24 protein-coding genes are annotated in these 21,124 nt (G+C 66.3%); 20 read left to right on the top strand and 4 right to left on the bottom strand.

All coding sequences use genetic code 11. The features are described 5' to 3' along the window. Positions 1-12 precede the first annotated feature (12 nt). The gene (locus tag NMP03_RS03340; RefSeq protein ID WP_256507123.1) at positions 13-2,538 is read left to right on the top strand and encodes a glycoside hydrolase family 3 protein; all 2,526 of its coding nucleotides are present in this window, start codon (positions 13-15) and stop codon (positions 2,536-2,538) included. A gap of 133 nt (positions 2,539-2,671) precedes the next feature. On the opposite strand, the gene NMP03_RS03345 is transcribed toward NMP03_RS03340, so the two are convergent. The 4 genes from NMP03_RS03345 to NMP03_RS03360 all read right to left on the bottom strand — a co-directional run bounded on the left by NMP03_RS03345 (position 2,672) and on the right by NMP03_RS03360 (position 4,215). Continuing rightward, positions 2,672-2,878, bottom strand: coding sequence for a DUF2842 domain-containing protein (locus NMP03_RS03345; protein ID WP_256507124.1), 207 nt, complete (start codon positions 2,876-2,878; stop codon positions 2,672-2,674). Further along, entirely contained in the window at positions 2,875-3,564 is a 690-nt protein-coding gene (locus tag NMP03_RS03350) for a 5-formyltetrahydrofolate cyclo-ligase (RefSeq protein WP_319937618.1), read from the bottom strand. The genes NMP03_RS03345 and NMP03_RS03350 overlap by 4 nt, the downstream gene beginning before the upstream one ends. 154 nt (positions 3,565-3,718) lie before the next feature. After that, positions 3,719-4,021, bottom strand: a complete 303-nt coding sequence (locus NMP03_RS03355; protein WP_256507126.1) for a cell division protein ZapA — start codon at positions 4,019-4,021, stop codon at positions 3,719-3,721. Further along, positions 4,021-4,215, bottom strand: a complete 195-nt coding sequence (locus tag NMP03_RS03360) for a hypothetical protein (RefSeq protein WP_256507127.1) — start codon at positions 4,213-4,215, stop codon at positions 4,021-4,023. Before NMP03_RS03360 ends, NMP03_RS03355 begins: the two co-directional genes overlap by 1 nt. A gap of 186 nt (positions 4,216-4,401) precedes the next feature. On the opposite strand from NMP03_RS03360, the gene tkt reads away from it, so the two are divergent. The 19 genes from tkt to NMP03_RS03455 all read left to right on the top strand — a co-directional run bounded on the left by tkt (position 4,402) and on the right by NMP03_RS03455 (position 21,124). Then, the gene (tkt, locus tag NMP03_RS03365; protein ID WP_256507128.1) at positions 4,402-6,390 is read left to right on the top strand and encodes a transketolase; all 1,989 of its coding nucleotides are present in this window, start codon (positions 4,402-4,404) and stop codon (positions 6,388-6,390) included. A gap of 4 nt (positions 6,391-6,394) precedes the next feature. Continuing rightward, positions 6,395-7,399: a type I glyceraldehyde-3-phosphate dehydrogenase gene (gene gap, locus NMP03_RS03370; RefSeq protein WP_256507129.1), complete on the top strand. Its 1,005-nt coding sequence runs from the start codon at positions 6,395-6,397 to the stop codon at positions 7,397-7,399. A 133-nt stretch (positions 7,400-7,532) separates the two neighbouring features. Next, positions 7,533-8,000 (top strand): MOSC domain-containing protein, encoded by a 468-nt coding sequence (locus tag NMP03_RS03375; protein ID WP_256507130.1) that lies wholly within the window; start codon positions 7,533-7,535, stop codon positions 7,998-8,000. A gap of 54 nt (positions 8,001-8,054) precedes the next feature. After that, positions 8,055-9,248 carry a phosphoglycerate kinase gene (locus NMP03_RS03380; RefSeq protein WP_256507131.1) on the top strand — a complete coding sequence of 398 codons (1,194 nt, stop codon included), beginning with the start codon at positions 8,055-8,057 and terminating at the stop codon, positions 9,246-9,248. A gap of 52 nt (positions 9,249-9,300) precedes the next feature. Next, complete coding sequence (locus tag NMP03_RS03385) at positions 9,301-9,828, top strand: DUF1440 domain-containing protein (protein ID WP_256507132.1); 528 nt, start codon at positions 9,301-9,303, stop codon at positions 9,826-9,828. A 79-nt stretch (positions 9,829-9,907) separates the two neighbouring features. Beyond that, positions 9,908-10,807 carry a fructose bisphosphate aldolase gene (locus NMP03_RS03390; RefSeq protein WP_256507133.1) on the top strand — a complete coding sequence of 300 codons (900 nt, stop codon included), beginning with the start codon at positions 9,908-9,910 and terminating at the stop codon, positions 10,805-10,807. Between the two features lie 74 nt (positions 10,808-10,881). Next, positions 10,882-11,565 (top strand): thiamine phosphate synthase, encoded by a 684-nt coding sequence (gene thiE, locus NMP03_RS03395; RefSeq protein ID WP_256507134.1) that lies wholly within the window; start codon positions 10,882-10,884, stop codon positions 11,563-11,565. A gap of 84 nt (positions 11,566-11,649) precedes the next feature. Continuing rightward, positions 11,650-12,684 (top strand): L,D-transpeptidase family protein, encoded by a 1,035-nt coding sequence (locus NMP03_RS03400; RefSeq protein ID WP_256507135.1) that lies wholly within the window; start codon positions 11,650-11,652, stop codon positions 12,682-12,684. A gap of 12 nt (positions 12,685-12,696) precedes the next feature. After that, the gene (locus tag NMP03_RS03405; protein ID WP_256507136.1) at positions 12,697-13,335 is read left to right on the top strand and encodes a M23 family metallopeptidase; all 639 of its coding nucleotides are present in this window, start codon (positions 12,697-12,699) and stop codon (positions 13,333-13,335) included. Positions 13,336-13,373: 38 nt separating this feature from the next. Further along, on the top strand, positions 13,374-13,937 hold the full coding sequence (gene efp, locus NMP03_RS03410; protein WP_033919948.1) for an elongation factor P: 564 nt from the start codon (positions 13,374-13,376) through the stop codon (positions 13,935-13,937). A 208-nt stretch (positions 13,938-14,145) separates the two neighbouring features. Further along, complete coding sequence (locus tag NMP03_RS03415; RefSeq protein ID WP_256507137.1) at positions 14,146-14,967, top strand: inositol monophosphatase family protein; 822 nt, start codon at positions 14,146-14,148, stop codon at positions 14,965-14,967. Positions 14,968-15,104: 137 nt separating this feature from the next. Beyond that, complete coding sequence (locus NMP03_RS03420; RefSeq protein WP_256507138.1) at positions 15,105-15,479, top strand: NADH-quinone oxidoreductase subunit A; 375 nt, start codon at positions 15,105-15,107, stop codon at positions 15,477-15,479. Further along, entirely contained in the window at positions 15,470-16,048 is a 579-nt protein-coding gene (locus tag NMP03_RS03425; RefSeq protein WP_406698164.1) for a NuoB/complex I 20 kDa subunit family protein, read from the top strand. Before NMP03_RS03420 ends, NMP03_RS03425 begins: the two co-directional genes overlap by 10 nt. A gap of 2 nt (positions 16,049-16,050) precedes the next feature. Then, positions 16,051-16,896 (top strand): NADH-quinone oxidoreductase subunit C, encoded by an 846-nt coding sequence (locus NMP03_RS03430; RefSeq protein WP_256507139.1) that lies wholly within the window; start codon positions 16,051-16,053, stop codon positions 16,894-16,896. Further along, the gene (locus tag NMP03_RS03435; protein WP_256507140.1) at positions 16,896-18,131 is read left to right on the top strand and encodes an NADH-quinone oxidoreductase subunit D; all 1,236 of its coding nucleotides are present in this window, start codon (positions 16,896-16,898) and stop codon (positions 18,129-18,131) included. Before NMP03_RS03430 ends, NMP03_RS03435 begins: the two co-directional genes overlap by 1 nt. A gap of 75 nt (positions 18,132-18,206) precedes the next feature. Further along, on the top strand, positions 18,207-18,884 hold the full coding sequence (locus NMP03_RS03440) for a complex I 24 kDa subunit family protein (protein ID WP_256507141.1): 678 nt from the start codon (positions 18,207-18,209) through the stop codon (positions 18,882-18,884). Continuing rightward, a complete protein-coding gene (locus NMP03_RS03445; RefSeq protein WP_256507142.1) occupies positions 18,866-19,051 on the top strand; it encodes a hypothetical protein in 186 nt (61 codons plus the stop codon). The genes NMP03_RS03440 and NMP03_RS03445 overlap by 19 nt, the downstream gene beginning before the upstream one ends. Before the next feature lies 1 nt (position 19,052). Then, positions 19,053-20,357 (top strand): NADH-quinone oxidoreductase subunit NuoF, encoded by a 1,305-nt coding sequence (nuoF, locus tag NMP03_RS03450; RefSeq protein WP_256507143.1) that lies wholly within the window; start codon positions 19,053-19,055, stop codon positions 20,355-20,357. A gap of 143 nt (positions 20,358-20,500) precedes the next feature. Further along, positions 20,501-21,124 (top strand): hypothetical protein, encoded by a 624-nt coding sequence (locus tag NMP03_RS03455; RefSeq protein ID WP_256507144.1) that lies wholly within the window; start codon positions 20,501-20,503, stop codon positions 21,122-21,124.

The raw sequence follows: 21,124 nt of genomic DNA on the forward strand, positions 1-21,124 counted from the left end.
AAGGGGGATCGGATGCAGGGTTTTCATCGGCTGCTGGGCAGCGCCACGGGTATCGCGCTGGCCTTTGCGATTGCGGGGTCCGCGCTCGCGCAGACGGTGCCCGCACCGCCGCCCGAGGCCACGGTCCATCCCGAACTCTGGCCGCAAGGCAATTGGCCCTACAAGCCCGACGCGGCGATGGAAAAGCGCATCGCCGACCTGATCGCGCGGATGACGATCGAGGAGAAGGTCGGCCAGGTGGTGCAGGCCGACATCGCGTCGGTCACCCCCGCCGACGCGCGCCGCTATCATCTGGGCTCGATCCTCAACGGCGGCAATTCGGCGCCTGGGGGCGACGAGTTCGCGCCCGCCGCCGAATGGCTCAAGCTCGCTGACAGCTTCTACACCGCCTCGGTCGATCGCAGCGATGGCCGGGTCGGCATCCCGATCATTTGGGGCACCGATGCGGTGCACGGTCATTCGAACATCGTCGGCGCGACGTTGTTCCCGCATAATATCGGGCTGGGGGCGATGCGCGACCCGGTGCTGATCAAGAAGATCGCGCAGGCGACCGCCAAGGAAATCCGCGCGACCGGGATCGAATGGACCTTCGCGCCGACGATCACCGTGCCGCAGGACCTGCGCTGGGGCCGCGCCTATGAAGGCTATTCGTCGGACCCCAAGCTGGTCGCGAGCTATGTCGGCGAATTCATCGCGGGGCTGCAGGGCAAGCCCTCGGCGACGCCGATCCTGCAAGGGCCGTATGTGCTGGCATCGACCAAGCATTTCCTCGCCGATGGCGGCACCGAGGGCGGGCGCGATCAGGGCGATGCTCGGGTGAGCGAGACCGAGCTGCGCGACACCCACGGCGTGCCCTATGTCCAGGCGATCAACGCCGGGGTGCAGACGGTGATGACCAGCTTTTCGAGCTGGAACGGCGAGAAGATCGCCGGCCACAAGGGGCTGGTCACTGACGTGCTGAAGGAACGAATGGGCTTTGGCGGCTTCGTCGTCAGCGACTGGAACGCACATGGCCAGATCCAGGGCTGCACCAACGCCAGCTGCCCGCGCGCACTCAACGCCGGGCTCGACATGTATATGGCTCCCGACAGCTGGAAGCCGCTCTGGGAAAGCCTGGTCGCGCAGGCCAAGAGCGGGCAGGTGCCGATGGCGCGGCTCGACGATGCGGTCGCCAAGATCCTGCGGGTGAAGATGCGCGCGGGGCTGTTCGACATGGGCAAGCCGTCGAGCCGACCGCTCTCCGGCCAGTTCGAGCTGCTCGGTAGCCCCGAGCACCGCGCGATCGCGCGCGAGGCGGTGCGCAAGTCGCTGGTGCTGCTCAAGAACAACGGCAGCCTGTTGCCGCTCAAGCCGGGTGCCAATATCCTGGTCGCGGGCGACGGCGCCGACGATATCGCGCGCCAGGCGGGCGGCTGGACGCTGACGTGGCAGGGGACAGGGATCGATCCCAAGCATTTTCCCGGCGCGACCTCGATCTGGAATGGGATCGACGGCGCGGTGAAGGCCGCGGGCGGGACCGCGCGGCTGTCGCCCGACGGCAGTTTCACCGGCAGGAAGCCCGATGCCGCGATCGTGGTGTTCGGCGAAACCCCCTATGCCGAATTCCAGGGCGATATCGCGACGCTCGAGCTCAAGCCGGAATTGCGCGGGCCGCTGGCGACGATGAAGAAGCTCAAGGCGCAAGGGGTGCCCGTCGTCGCGCTGATGCTGAGCGGGCGGCCGTTGTTCGTGAATCCCGAGATCAACGCCGCCGACGCGTTCGTCGCGGCGTGGCTACCGGGGTCCGAAGGGGCGGGGGTCGCCGACGTCCTGCTGCGCAACCGCAGCGGCGCGGTGGCGCACGACTTCACCGGCACGCTGAGCTTCGCCTGGCCCGCGACCGCCGATGCCAAGGGCAAGACGCTGTTCGAGCGCGGCTATGGCTTGAAGGCGGGCAGCCGCACGGTGGTGCCGCAGCTGTCCGAGGACCCCGGCGTCCAGCAACAGGCGCAGGCGGGGGTGTATATGGACAAGGGGCTGCCCGCGGCGAGCTGGTCGCTGGTGGTGGGTGATCCCGGCGGCAGCAGCACTCGGGTGACGACGCTGCCCGCCGATGCCGCCAATGGCCGCGTCCGCGTGACCGCCACCGATTTCGGCGTGCAGGAAGGCGCAAGGCGCTTCGCGTTCGACGGCAAGGGGCCGGCGGTAGTGGCGCTGACCAACGTCGCCGCGGTCGATACGACGCGCGAAACCAATGGCGACGTGCTGCTGGTCAGCACGATCCGCGTCGATCAGGCCCCCCGCGCGCCGGTGACGCTGGCGATGCGATCGGGTCCGGCGCAGGCGGGGATCGCGCTCGGGCGGATGGAGCAGTTCAAGCCCGGCGCCTGGACGACACTCGGCGTGCCGCTCAAATGCTTCCGCGCTGGGGGCGCGAACATGGCGGCGATCGATACCCCGCTGGCGGTGACGAGCGAGGGCGCGTTCACCTTCAGCCTGGCGCGGGTCGCGCTGGGGACCGATGCTGAGGTGAAACTGAGCTGCGGCGGGCTTCCTTAATCCTCCCCCGCAAGGGGGAGGGGGACCAGCGAAGCTGGTGGAGAGGGAGGTATCTCAACGGCCCCTTCGTGTCCTCCCCCTCCACCGCTTTGCGGTCCCCCTCCCCCTGGCGGGGGAGGAAAGGGGCAATGTGCTACCGCCAGGTGCCGAGTTCCATCCAGCGCAGCAGCGGCTTGAGCGGCAGGATCCATACGATGCCGGTGACCAGATAGACGATCGCCTGCAGCGTCCAGTGCAGCTGGCTGATCGTGCCGGCGAAGCTCGCGATCAGCACGACCCACACCAGGATCAGCGCGAGGATCGCGAACATGCCGGCGGGCTTGCGCCAACTGGGGTTCATTCGAGCTTCTCCCGTAGAAAGACCGATCGTTCGGTGACGACGCCGTGCAGCGGGATGTCCCAGGGGTCAACCGGGACCTGCGGCACTTGCTGCACCGACCAGGCGATGCCGAGCCGCCAGGCATCGGGCAAGCCCGCGAGCGCGCGATCATAATAGCCCGCACCCTGCCCCAGGCGGTGGAGCGCAGCGTCGAACGCGACCAGCGGGACGAGGACGATGTCGGGGGCGACTTCGCGCGCGGTGGCGGGGGGCTGTTGGAGGCCGAAGATGCCGGGTTCGAGCGGGGCGGCAGGGTGCCATTCGAGGAAGCGCATCGGGGTGGTGCGGTCGATCACGTGCGGAAGCGCAAGGGTGCAGCGGCTTGCGCGGGCTGCGGCGATCAAGGCCGCCGGGTCGGCTTCGCTGCCGAGGGGGATGTAGGCGGCTACGATCGTGCCGGGTGTAAGCCGGGCGAGATAGGCCGGGGGCGGAAGGATCTTCCGCCCCCCTCCCGTTTGCGGGAGGGGTCGGGGGAGGGGTTGGGCGGCGTCTCCAGCGACGGCGCTCGTGGACATGCCCTCCCCTAGCCCCTCGCGCAAGCGGGAGGGGGATTGGATCGCGCCGACGAATGCGTCGCGCTCGGCGCGGATGCGCGCGCGCATCGCTCGCTTGTCTTCAATCATGAGGGCAGGTGGCGGGCCCGCCATGGCCGTTGGCTGGAAGATCCTCTGACGCCAAGTACGTCAGGTGGGAACCATGTGCGTCGGACCAGGATCCGGGCAGGGACAGCCCCCATAGGATGATTATCGCCTCAGGGATTTTCGCTAAAGCTCGCACCGGGCAGTACCCGCCACCGCCAATCTAGTGCGTTCCGCCGTCATCCTCAAGGGCCGATGCGACGGCTTCGAGACGGTCGGCGATCCGATCGAGCAGCATCGGCGGAATGCCGCTGGGCGGGGCGACTTCCTGTTCGGCGAGCTGGTCGGCCAGCATCAGCGCGATGAACAGCATCGTGCGCTCGCCGCTCAGGCCGCCCGAGGCCCGCAATGCGGCAGCGCCGTGCGCTTCGAGCTTGCCCGCCAGCGCGCGCAGCTGCGCTTCCTCGCCGTCGCGGCAGGCGATCTTGTGGTCGCGGCCGGCGATCGTGAGCGTGACTTCGGCCATTAACTCTTGTCCCCGTCTTCGCGCGCGATCAGCTCGTCGAGCGCGGCGACGGCTTCTTCCATCCGCTCGCGCAGCGCGGCGTGGCGGCGCGCCATCGAATCGGCGTCATAGGCGCGCGCGGCGGCGGCCTGTTCGATCCGGGAGACGGCGCGTTCGATGCGTTCGATCGCGGGATGCGGGGGTTCTGATGCCATCGATGCTGGATAGCAGGACGCACGGACGCGGCAAGGCGGCAGCGGGGGTGGCGCGGGGGCTCGTCGCGATTGGCGCGCCGGTTGACGCGAAGCCGCGAGACCCGCAAAGGCATCGCGAGTTTATCATTGCCGGTACGCGAAGCGGCGTGGATCAGCGCTCGCAATCGGCCGGCCGAGGGGAATCCGATGCACCCAACCGACAGCGACTGCGCCAACGCCATCCGCGCGCTTGCCATGGACGCGGTAGAGGCCGCCAATTCGGGGCATCCCGGCATGCCGATGGGCATGGCCGATGTCGCGACGGTGCTGTGGCAGCGCTATCTGAAGCACGATCCCGCCGATCCGCACTGGCCCGATCGCGACCGCTTCATCCTGTCGGCGGGGCATGGATCGATGCTGGTATACAGCCTGCTCCACCTTAGCGGCTATGCGCGCCCGACGCTCGATGATCTCAAGAACTTCCGCCAGTCGGATTCGCCCTGCGCGGGGCACCCCGAGAATTTCATGCTCGAAGGCATCGAGGCGACGACCGGGCCGCTGGGGCAGGGCTTTGCGATGGCGGTCGGCTTCGCGATCGCCGAGCGCCAGCTCAACGCGACCTTCGACGACGCGCTGGTCGACCACAAGACCTGGGTGATCGCGGGCGACGGCTGCCTGATGGAAGGCATCAACCACGAAGCCGTCGGGCTTGCCGGACATCTGAAGCTCGGCCGTCTCAACGTGCTTTGGGACGACAACCGGATCACGATCGACGGCGCGGTATCGCTGTCGTCGAGCGAGGACATCCCCGCGCGCTATCGCGCCAGCGGCTGGCATGTCGCCGAATGCGACGGCCATGATTTCGACGACATCGCACGCGCGATCGACGAGGCGCTGGCGAGCGACCTGCCGTCGCTGGTCCGTTGCCGGACGATCATCGGCAAGGGCGCGCCGACCAAGGCGGGCACCTCGGGCAGTCATGGTTCGCCGCTGGGGGCCAAGGAAATCGAGGGCGCGCGAGCGGCGTTGGGCTGGGCGCACGAGGCGTTCGTGGTGCCCGACGATATCCGCCAGACCTGGCTGGCTGCGGGCGAGCGTTCGGCAGACGATCATGCCGCGTGGAAGCAGCGGCTCGCAAGCCATTCGGATCGTGCCGAATTCGAGCGCCGGATGGCGGGCACGCTGCCCGAGGGCTTCTCGCTCGACGACTATATCGCGGGCCTGCTCGCCGACCCCAAGAAGGTCGCGACGCGCAAGGCGTCGGAAATGGCGCTCGAGGCGCTGACCGCGGCGCTGCCCGAGACGATCGGCGGATCGGCCGATCTCACCGGATCGAACAACACCCGCACCAAGGCGACCGGACCACTCAACGCCGAGAATTATGGCGGGCGCTACGTCTCCTACGGCATCCGCGAGTTCGGCATGGCGGCGGCGATGAACGGCATGGCGCTGCATGGCGGGGTGATCCCCTATGGCGGCACCTTCCTCGTCTTCGCCGATTATTGCCGCCCAGCGATCCGCCTGTCGGCGCTGCAGAATACGCGCGTCGTCTACGTCATGACGCATGACTCGATCGGCCTGGGCGAAGATGGCCCGACGCACCAGCCGATCGAGCATTTGACCAGCCTGCGGCTGATCCCCGGGCTCGACGTGTATCGGCCGTGCGACACGATCGAGACCGCCGAATGCTGGCAGCTGTCGGTCGAGCGCAGCGACGGGCCGTCGCTGTTGGCGCTTAGCCGCCAGAACCTGCCGCAATTGCGCACCGAAGCCGCCGAGAACTGGTCGGCGCGCGGCGCGTATCGCCTGCAGGCCGCCGAGGCGCCGCGCCGCGTAGTGCTGATTGCCACCGGTTCGGAGGTGGAGATCGCGGTCGCGGTGCGCGCGGCGCTTGAAGCCGACGGGATCGGCGCCGATGTGGTGTCGATGCCGTGCTGGTCGCGCTTCGACGCGCAGCCCGCCGACTATCGCAACGACGTGCTGCCGCACGCCAAGCCCGAGGAACTGCTTCGCGTGTCGATCGAGGCGGGCACGACCTTGGGGTGGGAGCGCTACACGACGGTCGACGGGCTTCGGTTCGGCATCGATCGCTTCGGCGCCTCGGGCCCCGCGCCCGAGCTGTACGCAAAGTTCGGCCTTACGCCCGAGAACATCACGCAAGCCGTCAAGGCACGGCTGCAAGCCACGGAGAATTAAGCGCATGACCAAGGTAGCGATCAACGGCTTCGGACGAATCGGCCGCCTGGTGGCGCGCGCCATCCTCGAGCGCCCCGATTGCGGGCTCGAACTGGTGACGATCAACGACCTGGCCGACGCGAAGTCGAACGCGTGGCTGTTCAGCCGTGATTCGGTGCATGGCCGCTATCCGGGCGAGGTCTCGGCCGACGGCAACGACCTGGTAGTCGACGGCAAGCGCATCCGCGTCACCGCCGAGCGCGACCCGGCGAACCTGCCGCACGCCGAACAGGGCGTCGAACTCGTGCTCGAATGCACCGGGTTCTTCGCCGACAAGGCTTCGTGCCAGAAGCATATCGATGCAGGCGCCAAGAAGGTGCTGATCTCGGCACCGGGCAAGAATGTCGACCTGACGGTGGTGTATGGCGTCAACCATGAGAAGCTGACCGCCGATCATGTGATCGTGTCGAACGCCAGCTGCACCACCAACTGCCTGGCGCCGGTCGCCAAGGTGCTGAACGATTCGATCGGCATCGAGCGCGGGCTGATGACGACGGTGCATGCCTATACCAACGACCAGAAGATCCTCGACCAGATCCACCCCGATCTGCGACGGGCGCGTGCGGCGGCGATGTCGATGATCCCGACGACGACGGGCGCCGCGCGCGCGGTGGCCGAAGTGCTGCCCGAACTGAAGGGCAAGCTCGACGGTTCGGCGATCCGCGTGCCCGTGCCTGATGGCAGCCTGATCGACCTGACCTTCACGCCGTCGCGCGACACGACCAAGGAAGAGGTCAACGCGCTGCTGAAGGCCGCCGCCGAGGGGCCGATGAAGGGCGTGCTCGAATATAGCGACGAGCCGCTGGTTTCGATCGACATCGTCCACACGCCGTTCTCGTCGACGGTCGACAGCCTCGAGACGACGGTGATCGACGGCAAGCTGGTGCGCGTCGTCAGCTGGTACGACAATGAATGGGGCTTCTCGAACCGCATGGTCGATACCGCCAGCGCGATGGCGAAGCTGGGCTGAGCAAGGTGCACGCGACCCTAACCGTTCGCTTCGAGCGTAGTCGAGATGCCGGGACCACGCACTGCTTGGTTGGCGGTGTCTCGACTTCGCTCGACACGAACGGATTTGTTGCCGACGGGCGCGGCGCGAAGCATTGACCGGTCGGCTGTTGGGCATTGCGCGCCATGGCCGGCCGCGCGGGCCGATCGAGACGCTCGAGAAGGTCGCGGTGTCGGTCGAAGGCGGCCTTGCGGGCGACTTTCGCGGCACGGTGAAACCCGGCGGGCGCGGACGGCGGCAGGTGTCGCTGATGGAAGCGCGACACTGGGCGGCGGCGATGGACGAACTGGGGCACGACCTGCCGTGGTGGAACCGCCGCTGCAACCTGCTGGTCGACGGAATCGCGCTGCCGCGCGTGCCGGGTAGCCGGCTTCGGATCGGCGACGTGGTGATCGAGATCATTCAGGAATGCGATCCGTGCAGCCGGATGGAGCAGCTGCTGCCGGGGCTCGAGGCGGCGTTGACCCCCGATTGGCGCGGTGGCGCGTTGGGCCGGGTGATCGCCGGCGGCGAGATTGCGGTGGGCGACGAAATTGGGATGGACGCCGGTCGTCCTGAGTAGCCGCTGACGAGCGCAGTGCCGAGTCAGGACACACGGGCAATGGGAGAATTGGTGATGGCACGCAATTTCAAGACGCTCGACGACATGGGTGACGTCACCGGCAAGCGCGTGCTGGTGCGCGAGGACCTCAACGTGCCAATGGCCGAGGGAAAGGTCAGCGATGACACGCGGTTGCGCGCGGCGGTGCACACCGTCAGCGAGCTTTCGGACAAGGGCGCAATCGTGCTCGTGCTCGCGCATTTCGGCCGGCCCAAGGTGCCGAGCCCCGAACATTCGACCGCGCTGCTGACCAAGCCGTTCGAAGCGGTGCTGGGGCGCGAGGTCCGCTATATCGATTGGGAGAACGCGACCGAGGCGGTTGCGATGCTGGCGCCGGGCGACATCGCGTTGCTCGAAAACACCCGCTTCTTCGGCGGCGAGGAGAAGAACGACCCGGCGGTGGTCGATCGCTTCGCGGCGCTGGGCGACCTGTACGTCAACGACGCTTTTTCGGCGGCGCATCGCGCGCACGCATCGACCGCGGGGCTGGCGCACAAGCTGCCTTCGTTCGCGGGGCGGCAGATGGAGGCCGAGCTCGACGCGCTCGACAAGGCGCTGGGCAATCCCGAGCATCCGGTCGCGGCGGTGGTCGGCGGCGCCAAGGTTTCGACCAAGCTCGACGTGCTGACGCATCTGGTGGGCCGCGTCGATCATCTGATCATCGGCGGCGGGATGGCGAACACCTTCCTGGCGGCGCGCGGGGTGAATGTCGGCAAGAGCCTGGCCGAGCACGAGCTGACCGCGACCGCCGAGGCGATCTTCGAGCAGGCCGAGCGCGCCAACTGCACGATCCATCTGCCCTATGACGTGGTGGTGGCGAAGGAATTCGCCGCGCACCCGGCATCGCTGCGGACCTGCAACGTGCATGAGGTCGCGGCCGACGAGATGATCCTCGACATCGGGCCGGCGGCGACCGAGGCGCTGGGCGATGTGCTCAAGAATTGCCGCACATTGGTTTGGAACGGGCCGCTGGGCGCGTTCGAGACGCCGCCGTTCGATACCGCGACGATGGCGCTGGCGCGCACCGCTGCGGCACTGACGTCCGATGGGTCTTTGGTGTCGGTAGCGGGGGGCGGCGATACCGTCGCCGCGCTCAATCAGGCGGGGGTAGCGGGTGAGATGAGCTTCGTGTCAACCGCGGGCGGCGCGTTCCTCGAATGGATGGAGGGCAAGGATCTGCCCGGGGTCGCGGCGCTGGCGCGCGACTGAGCGGAACGCAGCGATGCCTGAGCGGTTCAGCGAGCGGCTCAGGAGAATGCGCATGCAGAACAGTACGGAAATCGCGGTCACCCCTTCGATCGAGGATGTCGCCAGGGGAGCGCTGGCGGGGTTGGCGGCAGGGCTGGTGGCGTCGTTTGCGATGAACCAGTTCCAGGCGGTGGCCTCGAAGCTGATGGGCACCGGCGACGATGCCGGCTCGGACGAGGAGCCAGCGACGGTGAGGGCGGCCGAGCGGCTATCGGCGCTGGCGACCGGCGAGGAACTGGCCGACGAAGCCAAGGCCGGGGCGGGCAATGCGGTGCATTACGCGCTGGGTGGCGCGCTGGGGCTGGCCTATGGCATCGCCGCCGAGTTCCGCCCGGCGGTGACCAAAGGGTTCGGCAGCGGCTTCGGGATGTCGACCTTCGCGCTGCTCGACGAGATCGCGGTGCCGGCGAGCGGGCTTGGGGCGGCGCCGAGCGAAGCCCCGGCGTCGACGCATCTATATTCGGCGGCATCGCATGTCGTGTTCGGCAGCGTGACCGAAGCCGTGCGGCTGGGCGTGCGCCGACTGCTGCGGCGCGGATAGCGGGCTGTTGCGGCCTGGCGGTACGCTCTTTAAGGCCGGGGCCAATAGCCGCGGCAGGCCGCTACCGGGAGAGATCGACATGAATACCGCCGAGATGACCGCGAAGATCGCCCATGGGAATGGTTTCATCGCCGCGCTTGACCAGTCGGGTGGTTCGACCCCCAAGGCGTTGGCCGGCTATGGCGTCGCGGACGGCGCCTGGGACGGCGACGAGGAGATGTTCGCGCTGATCCACCAGATGCGCAGCCGGATCATCACCTCGCCCGCGTTCAGCGGTGACAAGGTGATCGGCGCGATCCTGTTCGAACGGACGATGGACGGCATGGTCGACGGCAAGCCCGCCCCGCAGGCGCTGATCGAGCGCGGCGTGGTGCCGTTTCTGAAGATCGACAAGGGACTCGAGGACGAGGCGAACGGGGTGCAGTTGCTCAAGCCGATGCGGGGGCTCGACGCGCTGCTGGCGCGCGCGCGCGACCTGGGGGTGTTCGGTACCAAGGAGCGGTCGGTGGTCCACCTTGCAAACGCCGCCGGAATCGACGCGGTGGTGGCGCAGCAGATCGCGGTGGCGCAGCAGGTGCTTGCCGCCGGCCTGATGCCGATCCTCGAGCCCGAGGTGAACATCAAGAGCGCCGAGCGTGAGGCCGCAGACGTGCTGCTGCGCGATTCGCTGATCAAGGCGCTCGATACGATGCCGGGCGACGACAAGGTGATGCTGAAGCTGTCGATCCCCGCCAAGCCGTGCGCGTTCGACGCGCTGGTCGAGCATCCGCGCGTGCTTCGCGTGGTGGCGCTGTCGGGCGGGTTCGAGCGGCCGCAGGCGTGCACCGAGCTGGCGAAGAATCGCGGGATGATCGCGAGCTTCAGCCGCGCGTTGCTGGCCGATCTGCGCCACGGCATGAGCGATGCGGAGTTCGACGCGGCGCTGGGCGGTGCGATCGACGAGATCCACGCGGCGTCGACGCAGAAGGTCGCGGCCTGAAACGGGGCCAGTGGCGCGGGCGCGTGAGGTGCATCCTCCTTCCCGCGACCGCCGCGAGCGGCTAGGGGGCGTCGATGGATGATATCGAAGACCCGCTAGGCCCGCTCGACCCTTCGTTCGCGGTGCAGTTCCAGCGCGACGACCGGCGCCCCAAATGCCAGCTTTACCTGATCTCGCCGCTCGACGTGGGGGGCGAGTTTCCCGATCGGCTGCGGCGGGCGCTGGGCGCCGGGCCGGCGGCGGCGTTCCAGTTCCGGGTGAAGGACGTCGACCAGCACAAGGCGGCGATGCTGGCCGAACCGCTCCAGCGGATCTGCGCCGAGCATGACGTCGCGTTCCTGGTCAACGACAGCATCAGCCTGGCCAAGCGGCTGGGCGCCGATGGCGTCCATCTGGGGCAGGACGATGGCGACCCGCGCGAGGCGCGCGCGGTGCTGGGGCCGGCAGCGCAGATCGGCGTGACCTGCCACGACAGCCGGCATCTGGCGATGGAAGCCGGTGAGGCGGGGGCCGACTATGTCGCGTTCGGCGCCTTCTATCCGACGACCACCAAGGAAGTGCGGCATCATCCGCACCCGGTGATCCTGTCGTGGTGGGCGACGGTGTTCGAAATGCCGTGCGTGGCGATCGGCGGGATCACCCCGGTCAACGCGCCGCCGTTGATCGAGGCGGGCGCCGATTTCCTCGCGGTATCGGGCGCGGTTTGGGGGCATGACGAGGAAGTCGCGATGCGGCGCTTCGGGCAGCTGCTGGCTTGAAGCGAAATTCGTAACGCTTGAGGAAACATCGGGCTTACCCGTCGTTTATCCTGTCACAGTATAAGCGTAACAGGGGTAGAGTGGATGCGTAATCGGACCATATTGGGCTTGAGCGGACTGGCGAGCGCTATCGCGCTGACTGCAACGCTGGCTACCCCCGAGTCGGCAACCGCCCAAGCGGCACCCACGGCGGCGAGCGCCACCGGGGTCGATCCTACGGTCCTGCACGTCCAGGTGATCCTCGACAAACTGGGCTTCGGGCCCGGCGTGCTCGACGGGAAGGGCGGTCAGTCGCTGGTGGCGGCGCTGCGCGGGTTCCAGACCAGCCGTGGGCTGCCGGTGACGGGCAAGGCGGATACCGCGACCCTCAAGGTGCTGGGCCGCTACCGTAACTGGCGCCCTACCAAGACGATCGCGCTGACGCCGGGGATGCTCGCGGGTCCGTTCATGGCGAACCTGCCCGAGGATTATGGTGACCAGGCCAAGCTGCCGGGCATTCCGTATCGCTCGCCGCTCGAAAAGCTGGCCGAGATGTTCCACACGACGCCCGAGACGCTCGTCGCGCTCAACAGCCGCGAGACGCCGCTGAAGGTAGGGCAGCAAGTGGTTTTCCCCAACGCGCTGCCGACCTCGCGCGACTATGATGTCGACGATGCCGATTGGCGGCGGACGCTCGCCTATCTCAACGTCGACGCGCGCCAGCCGGTAGGCGAGCGGGTGGTGGTCGATGAATCCGAAGGCGTGCTGAAGGTGTATGACGCGCGTGACCGGCTGGTGGGGCAGGTCAGCGCCACCATGGGATCGAGCCAGTTCCCGTTGCCGATCGGGACGTGGACGATCAAGGGCGTCGCGCGCAATCCCGACTGGTCGTTCGATCCCAAGCTGATCGCGGGCACCGCGCCCGATGCCGAGAAGGCGATCGTGCCGCCGGGGCCCAACAACCCCGTCGGGATCGTGTGGATCGACCTGTCGAAGGAGCATTATGGCATCCACGGCACGCCCGAGCCCGCCAAGATCGGCCGTACCGAGAGCAATGGCTGCATCCGCCTGACCAACTGGGATGCGGCGCGCGTCTCGATGATGGTGAAGCCCGGCACCAAAGCGGTGTTCCAGCGGTGATCGGCTGAGGCGATGACTCGGCTGGGTTGGGGGATCCTGCTGCTGATCGTGGGCGGCATCGCGCTGTTCGGATCGATGCTGTCGTTCGGCTCGAACGGCAGCGTGCGCGAGCCGTTGGTGTCGCTTCGCCGCGAGCAACCCGCGGTTCCCACCGTGCCCGTCGATCCGCTTGCCGATACCGGCACGCGGATCAGCTGGAACGGGCCATTGCTGACGGTGCCGGTCGCCGGGGTGCCGCGCGCCGCGATCGCATCGAGCTGGGGCGACCCGCGCGGCGATGGGACACGTGCGCATCGCGGGCATGACATCATGGCGCCGCGCGGTACCCCCGTGCTGGCGGCGGCCGATGGCGTGATCGAGAAATTGTTCGAGAGCGGCGGTGGCGGCGGGACGACCCTGTACGTCCGCTCGCTCGATAGTCGCTGGTCCTATTATTATGCGCATCTGGCGGGCTATGCGCCCGGCATCCGCGAGGGGTTCGCGGTGCGCGCGGGCGATGTGCTGGGCTATGTCGGCGATACCGGCAACGCCGGCCCGGGCAACTATCACCTGCACTTCGGCATGCACCTGATGCAGCCGGGTGACGACTGGCATCAGGGGCGCGCGGTCGATCCGACGCCGCTGCTTGCCGGGACAGCCGCCGCTCGCTAAAGCCGCGCGCTCAGCTCTTTCTAATCCAGGCAGGACCCATGAAGATCAGCGGCGTGGACATTCGTCCCGGCAACATCATCGAATATGAAACCGGCATCTGGCGCGCGGTGAAAATTCAGCACACCCAGCCCGGCAAGGGCGGCGCCTATATGCAGGTCGAGCTGAAGAACCTGATCGACGGCCGCAAGAACAATGTCCGCTTCCGATCGGCAGAGTCGGTCGAGCGCGTCCGGCTCGATACCAAGGATTTCCAGTATCTCTTCGCCGAGGGCGACACGCTGACGTTCATGGACAAGGACAATTACGAGCAGATCACGCTCGACAAGGGCGTGCTGGGCGACGCGGCCGACTTCCTGCAGGACGGGATGGACGTGGTCATGGAATGCTATGACGAGCGCCCGATCAGCGTCCAGCTGCCCGACACGATCGAGGCGCTGATCGTCGAAGCCGATGCGGTGGTGAAGGGCCAGACGGCGTCGTCGTCGTACAAGCCCGCGATCCTCGAAAACGGCGTTCGCGTGATGGTGCCGCCGCATATCGGCGCGGGGACCAAGATCGTCGTCGACGTGTACGAGCGTACCTATGTGAAGCGCGCTGATTGATCGGTTCCCCTCCCGCTTGCGGGAGGGGCTAGGGGAGGGCGTGTCAACGGGCGACGCCATCTTCATTTGACAACAAGCCCTCCCCCGACCCAGTGCCCCCGCACGGTCGGGTAGGGATTGCCCCCAGCAATCCCTAAATTATGTCGGGGGCATAATTTACCCGACCGCGCGGCGGCACTCGCAAGCGGGAGGGGGGAAGAAGAAAATTATGGCAGCCCTATCCGGCCTTCTCAGCGTCATGGAACGCGCCGCGCGCAAGGCGGCGCCGCGGCTTCGTCGCGACTTCAACGAAGTCCAGCATCTGCAGGTCTCGAAAAAGGGGCCCGCCGATTTCGTGTCGATGGCCGACCAGCGCGCCGAGCGCACCTTGTACGACGAACTCCTGAAGGCACGCCCCGATTGGGGGTTCCTGCTCGAGGAAGGCGGCGACATCAAGGGTGACCCCGACAAGCCGCGCTGGATCGTAGATCCGCTCGACGGCACCACCAACTTCCTCCACGGCATGCCGCATTTCGCGATCTCGATCGCGGTCGAAGATCCGCGCGGGCCACAGGGGCGCCCCGAGATCACGCATGCGCTGGTCTATCAGCCGCTGACCGACGAGAGTTTCTGGGCCGAAAAGGGCCGCGGGGCGTGGTTGCAGGATGCGCGGCTTCGCGTATCGGCGCGGCGCGATATGTCCGAGGCGCTCATCGCCACCGGCATCCCGTTCATGGGGCATGGCAATTTCGCCGAGTGGAGCCGGATCTTCGGTGCGATCGCCCCCGAAGTTGCAGGCATTCGCCGGCTGGGCGCCGCCTCGCTCGACCTCGCCTGGGTCGCTGCGGGCCGTTATGACGGCTTCTGGGAAAGTGGGCTCGAGCCTTGGGATTGTGCTGCGGGGATGCTGCTGATCAAGGAGGCCGGCGGCTTCGTCACCGATTTCCGCGGTGGCGATTCGCCGATGGAGCGCAAGCAGTTGCTTGCCGCCAATGACGGCATGCATTCGAAGCTGCACAAGCTGTTGGCGGGCGCGCTGCGCAACGCCTGACGCGTCGCGCCGCGGTCGCTCAGGGGGTCACAAAGCGGGTATCCTGCGAGTGATTCTCACACTGGCGCGGCCTTGCCCCTCTAGGTCCATCCGCCTAGAAGCCCGGTAACTTCCTACCGCAACTGCGAGAAGATGTTTTGGTCGACCTGTCGCAATATCTGCCGATCCTGCTGTTTCTGGGCGTCGCCCTGATCCTGTCGTCGGCGTTCGTGTTCCTGCCGATGGTGGCCTCGCGCTTCACCGGTTCGCACAAGCCGACGCCCGAGAAGCTGACCGAATATGAGTGCGGCTTTCCCGCGTTCGAGGATTCGCGCAGCCAGTTCGACGTGCGCTTTTATCTGGTCGCCATCCTCTTCATCATCTTCGATCTCGAGGCGGCGTTCCTATATCCTTGGGCAGTGACGGTGTTCGATCTGGGCTGGGTGGCCTGGACGTCGATGATGATCTTCATCGCCGAACTCGCGCTTGGCCTGATTTACGCCTGGAAAAAGGGAGCTCTCGATTGGGAGTAGAATTCAACCCCGCGCATCCCGCCCAGCGGGGCGCCGTCGGCCTGACCGGCGGTGCGAGCGTGGTCACGCCGCCCGACCAGCAGTTTTTCGGCGACCTGAATGGCGAGCTGAACGACAAGGGTTTCCTGGTCACCTCGACCGAGGATCTGTTCACCTGGGCGCGTACCGGCAGCCTGTGGTGGATGACCTTCGGCCTGGCATGCTGCGCGGTCGAGATGATCCACGTCAACATGCCGCGCTATGACATGGAGCGCTTCGGCGCCGCACCGCGTGCGTCGCCGCGCCAGTCGGACGTGATGATCGTCGCGGGCACCTTGTGCAACAAGATGGCCCCTGCGCTTCGCCGCGTGTACGACCAGATGTCCGAGCCGAAATACGTGATTTCGATGGGCAGCTGCGCCAATGGCGGCGGCTATTATCATTACAGCTACAGCGTCGTTCGCGGCTGCGACCGGATCGTGCCGGTGGACATTTACGTCCCCGGGTGCCCGCCGACCGCCGAGGCGCTGCTGTATGGCGTGATGCAGTTGCAGCGGAAGATCCGCCGCATCGGCACGATCGAGCGTTGAGCATGAAGGCGCCCGCTCCCCGTTACGCCGAGAATGGCGATACCATCGACCTGGCGCAGTTGGCGCTGGGGGCGATGATCGTCGAAGCGCAGGACAAGGTCGGCGAGGTGACGATCACCGTCGATCGCCTGCAGCTGTACGATGCGATGATCGCGCTGCGCGATACGCCCGGCCTCGAATATCAGCAGCTGATGGAGATTGCGGGTGTCGACTATCCGTCGCGGCCCGAGCGGTTCGACGTCTGCTATCACCTGCTCAGCCTGACGCGGAACCATCGGCTGCGCGTTCGCGTGGTCACCGACGAGGAAAAGCCGGTGCCGTCGATCGTCTCGATCTGGCCGGTCGCGGGCTGGCTCGAGCGCGAGGTGTACGACATGTACGGCGTGCTGTTCGACGGTAATCCCGACCTGCGCCGGATCCTGACCGACTATGGCTTTCGCGGTCATCCGTTCCGCAAGGACTTCCCGCTCTCGGGCTTTGTCGAGATGCGCTATTCGGAAGAAGCCAAGCGCGTGGTGTATGAGCCCGTGAAGCTGGCGCAGGACTTCCGCACCTTCGACTTCATGAGCCCGTGGGAAGGCGCGCAATATGTGCTGCCCGGGGACGAGAAGGCCGCGGTCGCGCCGCAGGCGCAGGCCAAGGGTGCGCCTTCGCCGGTAACCGCCGACGACGCAGCGAAGGTGCCGGCGTCGCCCGCCAAGGACGTCCAGCCACAGGCGACCGAGAAGAAGGTGACCGAGAGCCGCGCCGATACCGGTGCCGGACGGGCCGATTCGGGGAATTTGGCCAAGGACAAGCCGGTCGATCCCGACGTGCCCTCGCCCGATGGCGGGGAAGGAAAGCAGTAATGGCCGAGTATCTCGACGAAATCGCCCATCGCACCGATGCCGCCGATCCGACGGTCGGCGATGTCGAAATCCAGAACTACACGATCAATTTCGGCCCGCAGCATCCGGCTGCGCACGGCGTGTTGCGGCTGGTGATGGAGCTCGATGGCGAGATCATCGAGCGGATCGATCCGCATGTCGGGCTGCTCCATCGCGGCACCGAAAAGCTGATCGAATACAAGACCTATACCCAGGCGCTGCCCTATTTCGATCGGCTCGATTACTGCTCGCCGATGTGCATGGAGCACACCTATGTGCTGGCGGTCGAGAAGCTGCTCGACCTCGAGGTGCCGCTGCGCGCGCAATATCTGCGCGTGTTCTTCGCCGAGCTGACTCGCATCAAGAACCACATGCTGAACCTTGGTTCGCACGTGATGGATGTCGGCGCGATGACGCCGAACCTGTGGATGTTCGAGCTGCGCGAAGACTGCATGGGCTTTTACGAGCGCGCGTCGGGCGCGCGGATGCACGCCAATTACTTCCGCGTCGGCGGCGTGCACCAGGACGTGCCGCTCAAGCTGCTGACCGACATCGCCGACTGGCTCGATACCCGGCTGCCGCGGCTGTTCGGCGACGCGATCAGCCTGGTCGCCGAGAACCGCATCTTCAAGCAGCGCAACGTCGATATCGGCACGGTGAGCCGCGAAGACGCGATCAAATGGGGCTTTTCGGGGCCGATGATCCGCGCCGCGGGTATTCCCTGGGATCTGCGCAAGTCGCAGCCCTATGACGTGTACGACCGGATGGAATTCGACGTGCCTGTCGGTACCAAGGGCGATTGCTACGACCGCTTCATGGTGCGCGTTGAAGAAGTGTACCAGTCGGCGCGGATCATGAAGCAATGCCTGGCGCAAATGCCCGAGGGACCGATCGCGTCGCTCGACCGCAAGGTGGTGCCGCCCAAGCGCGGCGAGATGAAGCGCTCGATGGAAGCGCTGATCCACCACTTCAAGCTGTATACCGAGGGCTTCCACGTGCCCGCAGGCGAGGTGTATGTCGCGACCGAGAGCCCCAAGGGCGAGTTCGGCGTCTATCTGGTGAGCGACGGGTCGAACAAGCCGTATCGCTGCAAGATACGGCCGACCGCGTTCAGCCATTTGCAGGCGATGGATTTCATGTCGCGCGGCCACATGCTCGCCGATACGACCGCGATCCTGGGGGCGATGGATATCGTGTTCGGGGAGTGCGACCGGTGAGCGCCGCGAATCTGTTGCCCTTGTTGCAGGGGCCTGTCGCGGTCATCGCTGTCGCATCACGTGAGAAGAAGCAGAATGGCTGACGCACCCCATATCCCCAACGAAGCCGAAACCCGTGCGCGCTGGGGCGCGTTCGCGTGGAGTGATGCGAGCGCTGTGAAAGCCCGCGAGATCGTCGCGCGCTATCCCGCTGGGCGGCAGCAATCGGCGACGCTGCCGCTGCTCGACCTCGCACAGCGCCAGGTGGGCGAGGAAACGCACACCCAAGGCTGGCTGCCGGTGCCGGTGATCGAATATGTCGCCGCCTATCTCGACATGCCGTATATGCGCGTGTTCGAGGTCGCGACCTTCTATACGATGTATAATCTGGCGCCGGTCGGCCGCTATCATGTCCAGGTGTGCGGCACGACGCCGTGCATGCTGCGCGGGTCGGACGATGTGCTTGCGGCGTGCAAGAATCGCGGGCTGACCAAGGGCAAGACGACTCCGGACGGGCTGTTCACGCTCACCGAGGTCGAATGCATGGGCAATTGCGCCAATGCGCCGATGGTCCAGATCAACGACGATAATTTCGAGGACCTCGATTACGATCGCACCGTCGCGATCCTCGAGGCGCTCGCCAATGGCGACACGCCCAAGCCTGGCCCACAAAATGGCCGGCACACCAGCGAGGCCGAGGGCGGTACCACGAATCTGCACGCGATGGTCGATGCCAATCACGACTATCGCGGCGAATGGGGCGTCGGCGCGTGAAGGGGATCGCTTCGATCCTGCTGGCGATCGTCGTCGGCATCGTGCTGCTGTGGCTGGCAATCCAGCTGCTGGTCGGCGTCATCAAGCTGGTCGGCGTGCTGATCGCCGGCATCATCGCGGTGGCGGTATATTTCTTCGCCGAAAAGGCGATCGGGAAGGGTCGATAGGATGCTCCACGACAAGGATCGCATCTTCACTAACGTCTATGGTTTTCAGCCGTGGAACATCGCCGCTGCCGAGGCGCGCGGCGACTGGGATAATACCAAGGCGCTGATGGAAATCGGCCAGGATGCGATCATCGATCGCGTCAAGACGTCGGGTCTGCGAGGCCGCGGTGGCGCCGGCTTCCCGACCGGCGTCAAATGGGGCTTCATGCCCAAGGAACCCAAGCCCGAGCGGCCCAACTTCCTGGTCATCAACGCCGATGAATCCGAGCCTGGCAGCTGCAAGGATCGTGAAATCATCCGCCACGATCCGCACAAGCTGATCGAAGGCGCGCTGATCGCGGGTTTCGCGATGCGCGCGCGCGCGGCGTATATCTACATCCGCGGCGAATATATCCGCGAGGCCGAGACGCTGTTCGCGGCGATCGCCGAGGCGTATGACCGCGGCTTCCTGGGCAAGAATGCGTGCGGGTCGGGGTATGATTTCGACGTCTTCGCGCATCGCGGCGCCGGCGCGTATATCTGCGGCGAAGAAACCGCGATGCTCGAAAGCCTAGAGGGCAAGAAGGGGCAGCCGCGGCTCAAGCCGCCGTTCCCCGCGGGTGCGGGCCTCTATGGCTGCCCGACGACGGTCAACAATGTCGAATCGATCGCGGTAGTGCCGACGATCCTGCGTCGCGGTCCCGAATGGTTCTTTGGCTTCGGGCGCGAGAACAACAAGGGCACCAAGCTCTTCCAGATCAGCGGGCATGTCGAAAAGCCCTGCGTGGTCGAGGAAGAAATGGGTATTCCGTTCCGCGAGCTGATCGAAAAGCATTGCGGCGGCATTCGCGGTGGCTGGGATAATCTGCTGGCGGTGATCCCCGGTGGGTCTTCGGTACCGCTGGTGCCGGCGGCGCAGATCATGGACGCGCCGATGGATTTCGACGGGCTGAAGGAGCTCGGCTCGGGTCTCGGCACCGCGGCGGTGATCGTCATGGACAAGTCGACCGACATCGTCCGCGCGATCAGCCGGCTGTCGTATTTCTACAAGCATGAGAGCTGCGGCCAGTGCACCCCGTGCCGTGAAGGCACCGGCTGGATGTGGCGCGTGATGGAGCGGATGCGCACCGGCGATGCCGACATTTCCGAGATCGACACGCTGTACCAAGTGACCAAGCAGGTCGAGGGCCACACCATTTGTGCACTGGGCGACGCGGCTGCATGGCCGATCCAGGGGCTGATCAAGCATTTCCGCCCCGAAATGGAGCGGCGCATCGTCGAGCGGCAGGGCGGCGAGGCGGCGTCATATCAGGAAGCCGCAGAATAGTGGCAGCCTGGTTCGCCTTTCGCTCGCCTGCTTCGGCGGCTGTCGCACTGGTAGTTGGGGTCGCCGTATGCGGTGGCGCCGCACACGCAGAGCAGCGCCGCGGGGTAGGGACTGGTTCGCTTATCCCCGGGCGCAGCTCGGGCATGGTCGTTTCGGGCATGTCGGAATCCTCCGAGATGGACCTGCGCAGCTTGCCCGACGCGGAGAAGATGCGTCTGTATCAAGGGGCGGCATCCTGCGCGGTGCAAACCGACGCGGGGAAGGTTAAGCGTTATCTAGATGCAGTTCTTACCGGTCAGCTTGCGACGCGAGACTGGAACGCGTTTCGGCCGATATACCAGCGTTGCCTTGAGCTAACCCGGCAGGTCGAAGGCTTCGTCCTGCCGGGTACCGGTCGCTATCTCTGGTTGGCGGCGGTAAATGCCGAGGCATATCTACGTGCCAACCCGCCAGCGCCGATCGAGCCCGAGCCAATCGCATCGCTTTATCAGGATGCTGCCTTCCAGAATCTGCCCACGAGCGATACCAAAACGGTGCGCTGCTTGGTCCGCACAAACCCCGCAAAGTCGCTTGCGGTAATCGCGACCGAGGCTGGATCGGCTGCCGAGGACAAGGCGATCGCAGCGCTGGTGCCGGCGATTGGCCAGTGTACAGACAGCGGCGCCACGGTATCGATCAAGCGGGCGATGCTGCGCCTGAATATCGCGCCGGCCTATTATGCAATGGCGGTGCAGCAAGCCGAAAACCCCGCCGCGGAAAAGAACTGA

The sequence above is a fragment of the Sphingomonas qomolangmaensis genome, from assembly GCF_024496245.1.
Classification (GTDB): Bacteria; Pseudomonadota; Alphaproteobacteria; order Sphingomonadales; family Sphingomonadaceae; genus Sphingomonas; species Sphingomonas qomolangmaensis.

Bases quoted from the DNA above. Each gene is read 5' to 3' on its own strand.
- NMP03_RS03340 (WP_256507123.1), top strand. From the start codon at position 13: ATGCAGGGTTTTCATCGGCTGCTGGGCAGCGCCACGGGTATCGCGCTG.
- NMP03_RS03345 (WP_256507124.1), bottom strand. From the start codon at position 2,878: ATGAACCCCAGTTGGCGCAAGCCCGCCGGCATGTTCGCGATCCTCGCG.
- NMP03_RS03350 (WP_319937618.1), bottom strand. From the start codon at position 3,564: ATGGCGGGCCCGCCACCTGCCCTCATGATTGAAGACAAGCGAGCGATG.
- NMP03_RS03355 (WP_256507126.1), bottom strand. From the start codon at position 4,021: ATGGCCGAAGTCACGCTCACGATCGCCGGCCGCGACCACAAGATCGCC.
- NMP03_RS03360 (WP_256507127.1), bottom strand. From the start codon at position 4,215: ATGGCATCAGAACCCCCGCATCCCGCGATCGAACGCATCGAACGCGCC.
- tkt (WP_256507128.1), top strand. From the start codon at position 4,402: ATGCACCCAACCGACAGCGACTGCGCCAACGCCATCCGCGCGCTTGCC.
- gap (WP_256507129.1), top strand. From the start codon at position 6,395: ATGACCAAGGTAGCGATCAACGGCTTCGGACGAATCGGCCGCCTGGTG.
- NMP03_RS03380 (WP_256507131.1), top strand. From the start codon at position 8,055: ATGGCACGCAATTTCAAGACGCTCGACGACATGGGTGACGTCACCGGC.
- NMP03_RS03385 (WP_256507132.1), top strand. From the start codon at position 9,301: ATGCAGAACAGTACGGAAATCGCGGTCACCCCTTCGATCGAGGATGTC.
- NMP03_RS03390 (WP_256507133.1), top strand. From the start codon at position 9,908: ATGAATACCGCCGAGATGACCGCGAAGATCGCCCATGGGAATGGTTTC.
- thiE (WP_256507134.1), top strand. From the start codon at position 10,882: ATGGATGATATCGAAGACCCGCTAGGCCCGCTCGACCCTTCGTTCGCG.
- NMP03_RS03400 (WP_256507135.1), top strand. From the start codon at position 11,650: ATGCGTAATCGGACCATATTGGGCTTGAGCGGACTGGCGAGCGCTATC.
- NMP03_RS03405 (WP_256507136.1), top strand. From the start codon at position 12,697: ATGACTCGGCTGGGTTGGGGGATCCTGCTGCTGATCGTGGGCGGCATC.
- efp (WP_033919948.1), top strand. From the start codon at position 13,374: ATGAAGATCAGCGGCGTGGACATTCGTCCCGGCAACATCATCGAATAT.
- NMP03_RS03415 (WP_256507137.1), top strand. From the start codon at position 14,146: ATGGCAGCCCTATCCGGCCTTCTCAGCGTCATGGAACGCGCCGCGCGC.
- NMP03_RS03430 (WP_256507139.1), top strand. From the start codon at position 16,051: ATGAAGGCGCCCGCTCCCCGTTACGCCGAGAATGGCGATACCATCGAC.
- NMP03_RS03435 (WP_256507140.1), top strand. From the start codon at position 16,896: ATGGCCGAGTATCTCGACGAAATCGCCCATCGCACCGATGCCGCCGAT.
- NMP03_RS03440 (WP_256507141.1), top strand. From the start codon at position 18,207: ATGGCTGACGCACCCCATATCCCCAACGAAGCCGAAACCCGTGCGCGC.
- NMP03_RS03445 (WP_256507142.1), top strand. From the start codon at position 18,866: ATGGGGCGTCGGCGCGTGAAGGGGATCGCTTCGATCCTGCTGGCGATC.
- nuoF (WP_256507143.1), top strand. From the start codon at position 19,053: ATGCTCCACGACAAGGATCGCATCTTCACTAACGTCTATGGTTTTCAG.
- NMP03_RS03455 (WP_256507144.1), top strand. From the start codon at position 20,501: ATGGTCGTTTCGGGCATGTCGGAATCCTCCGAGATGGACCTGCGCAGC.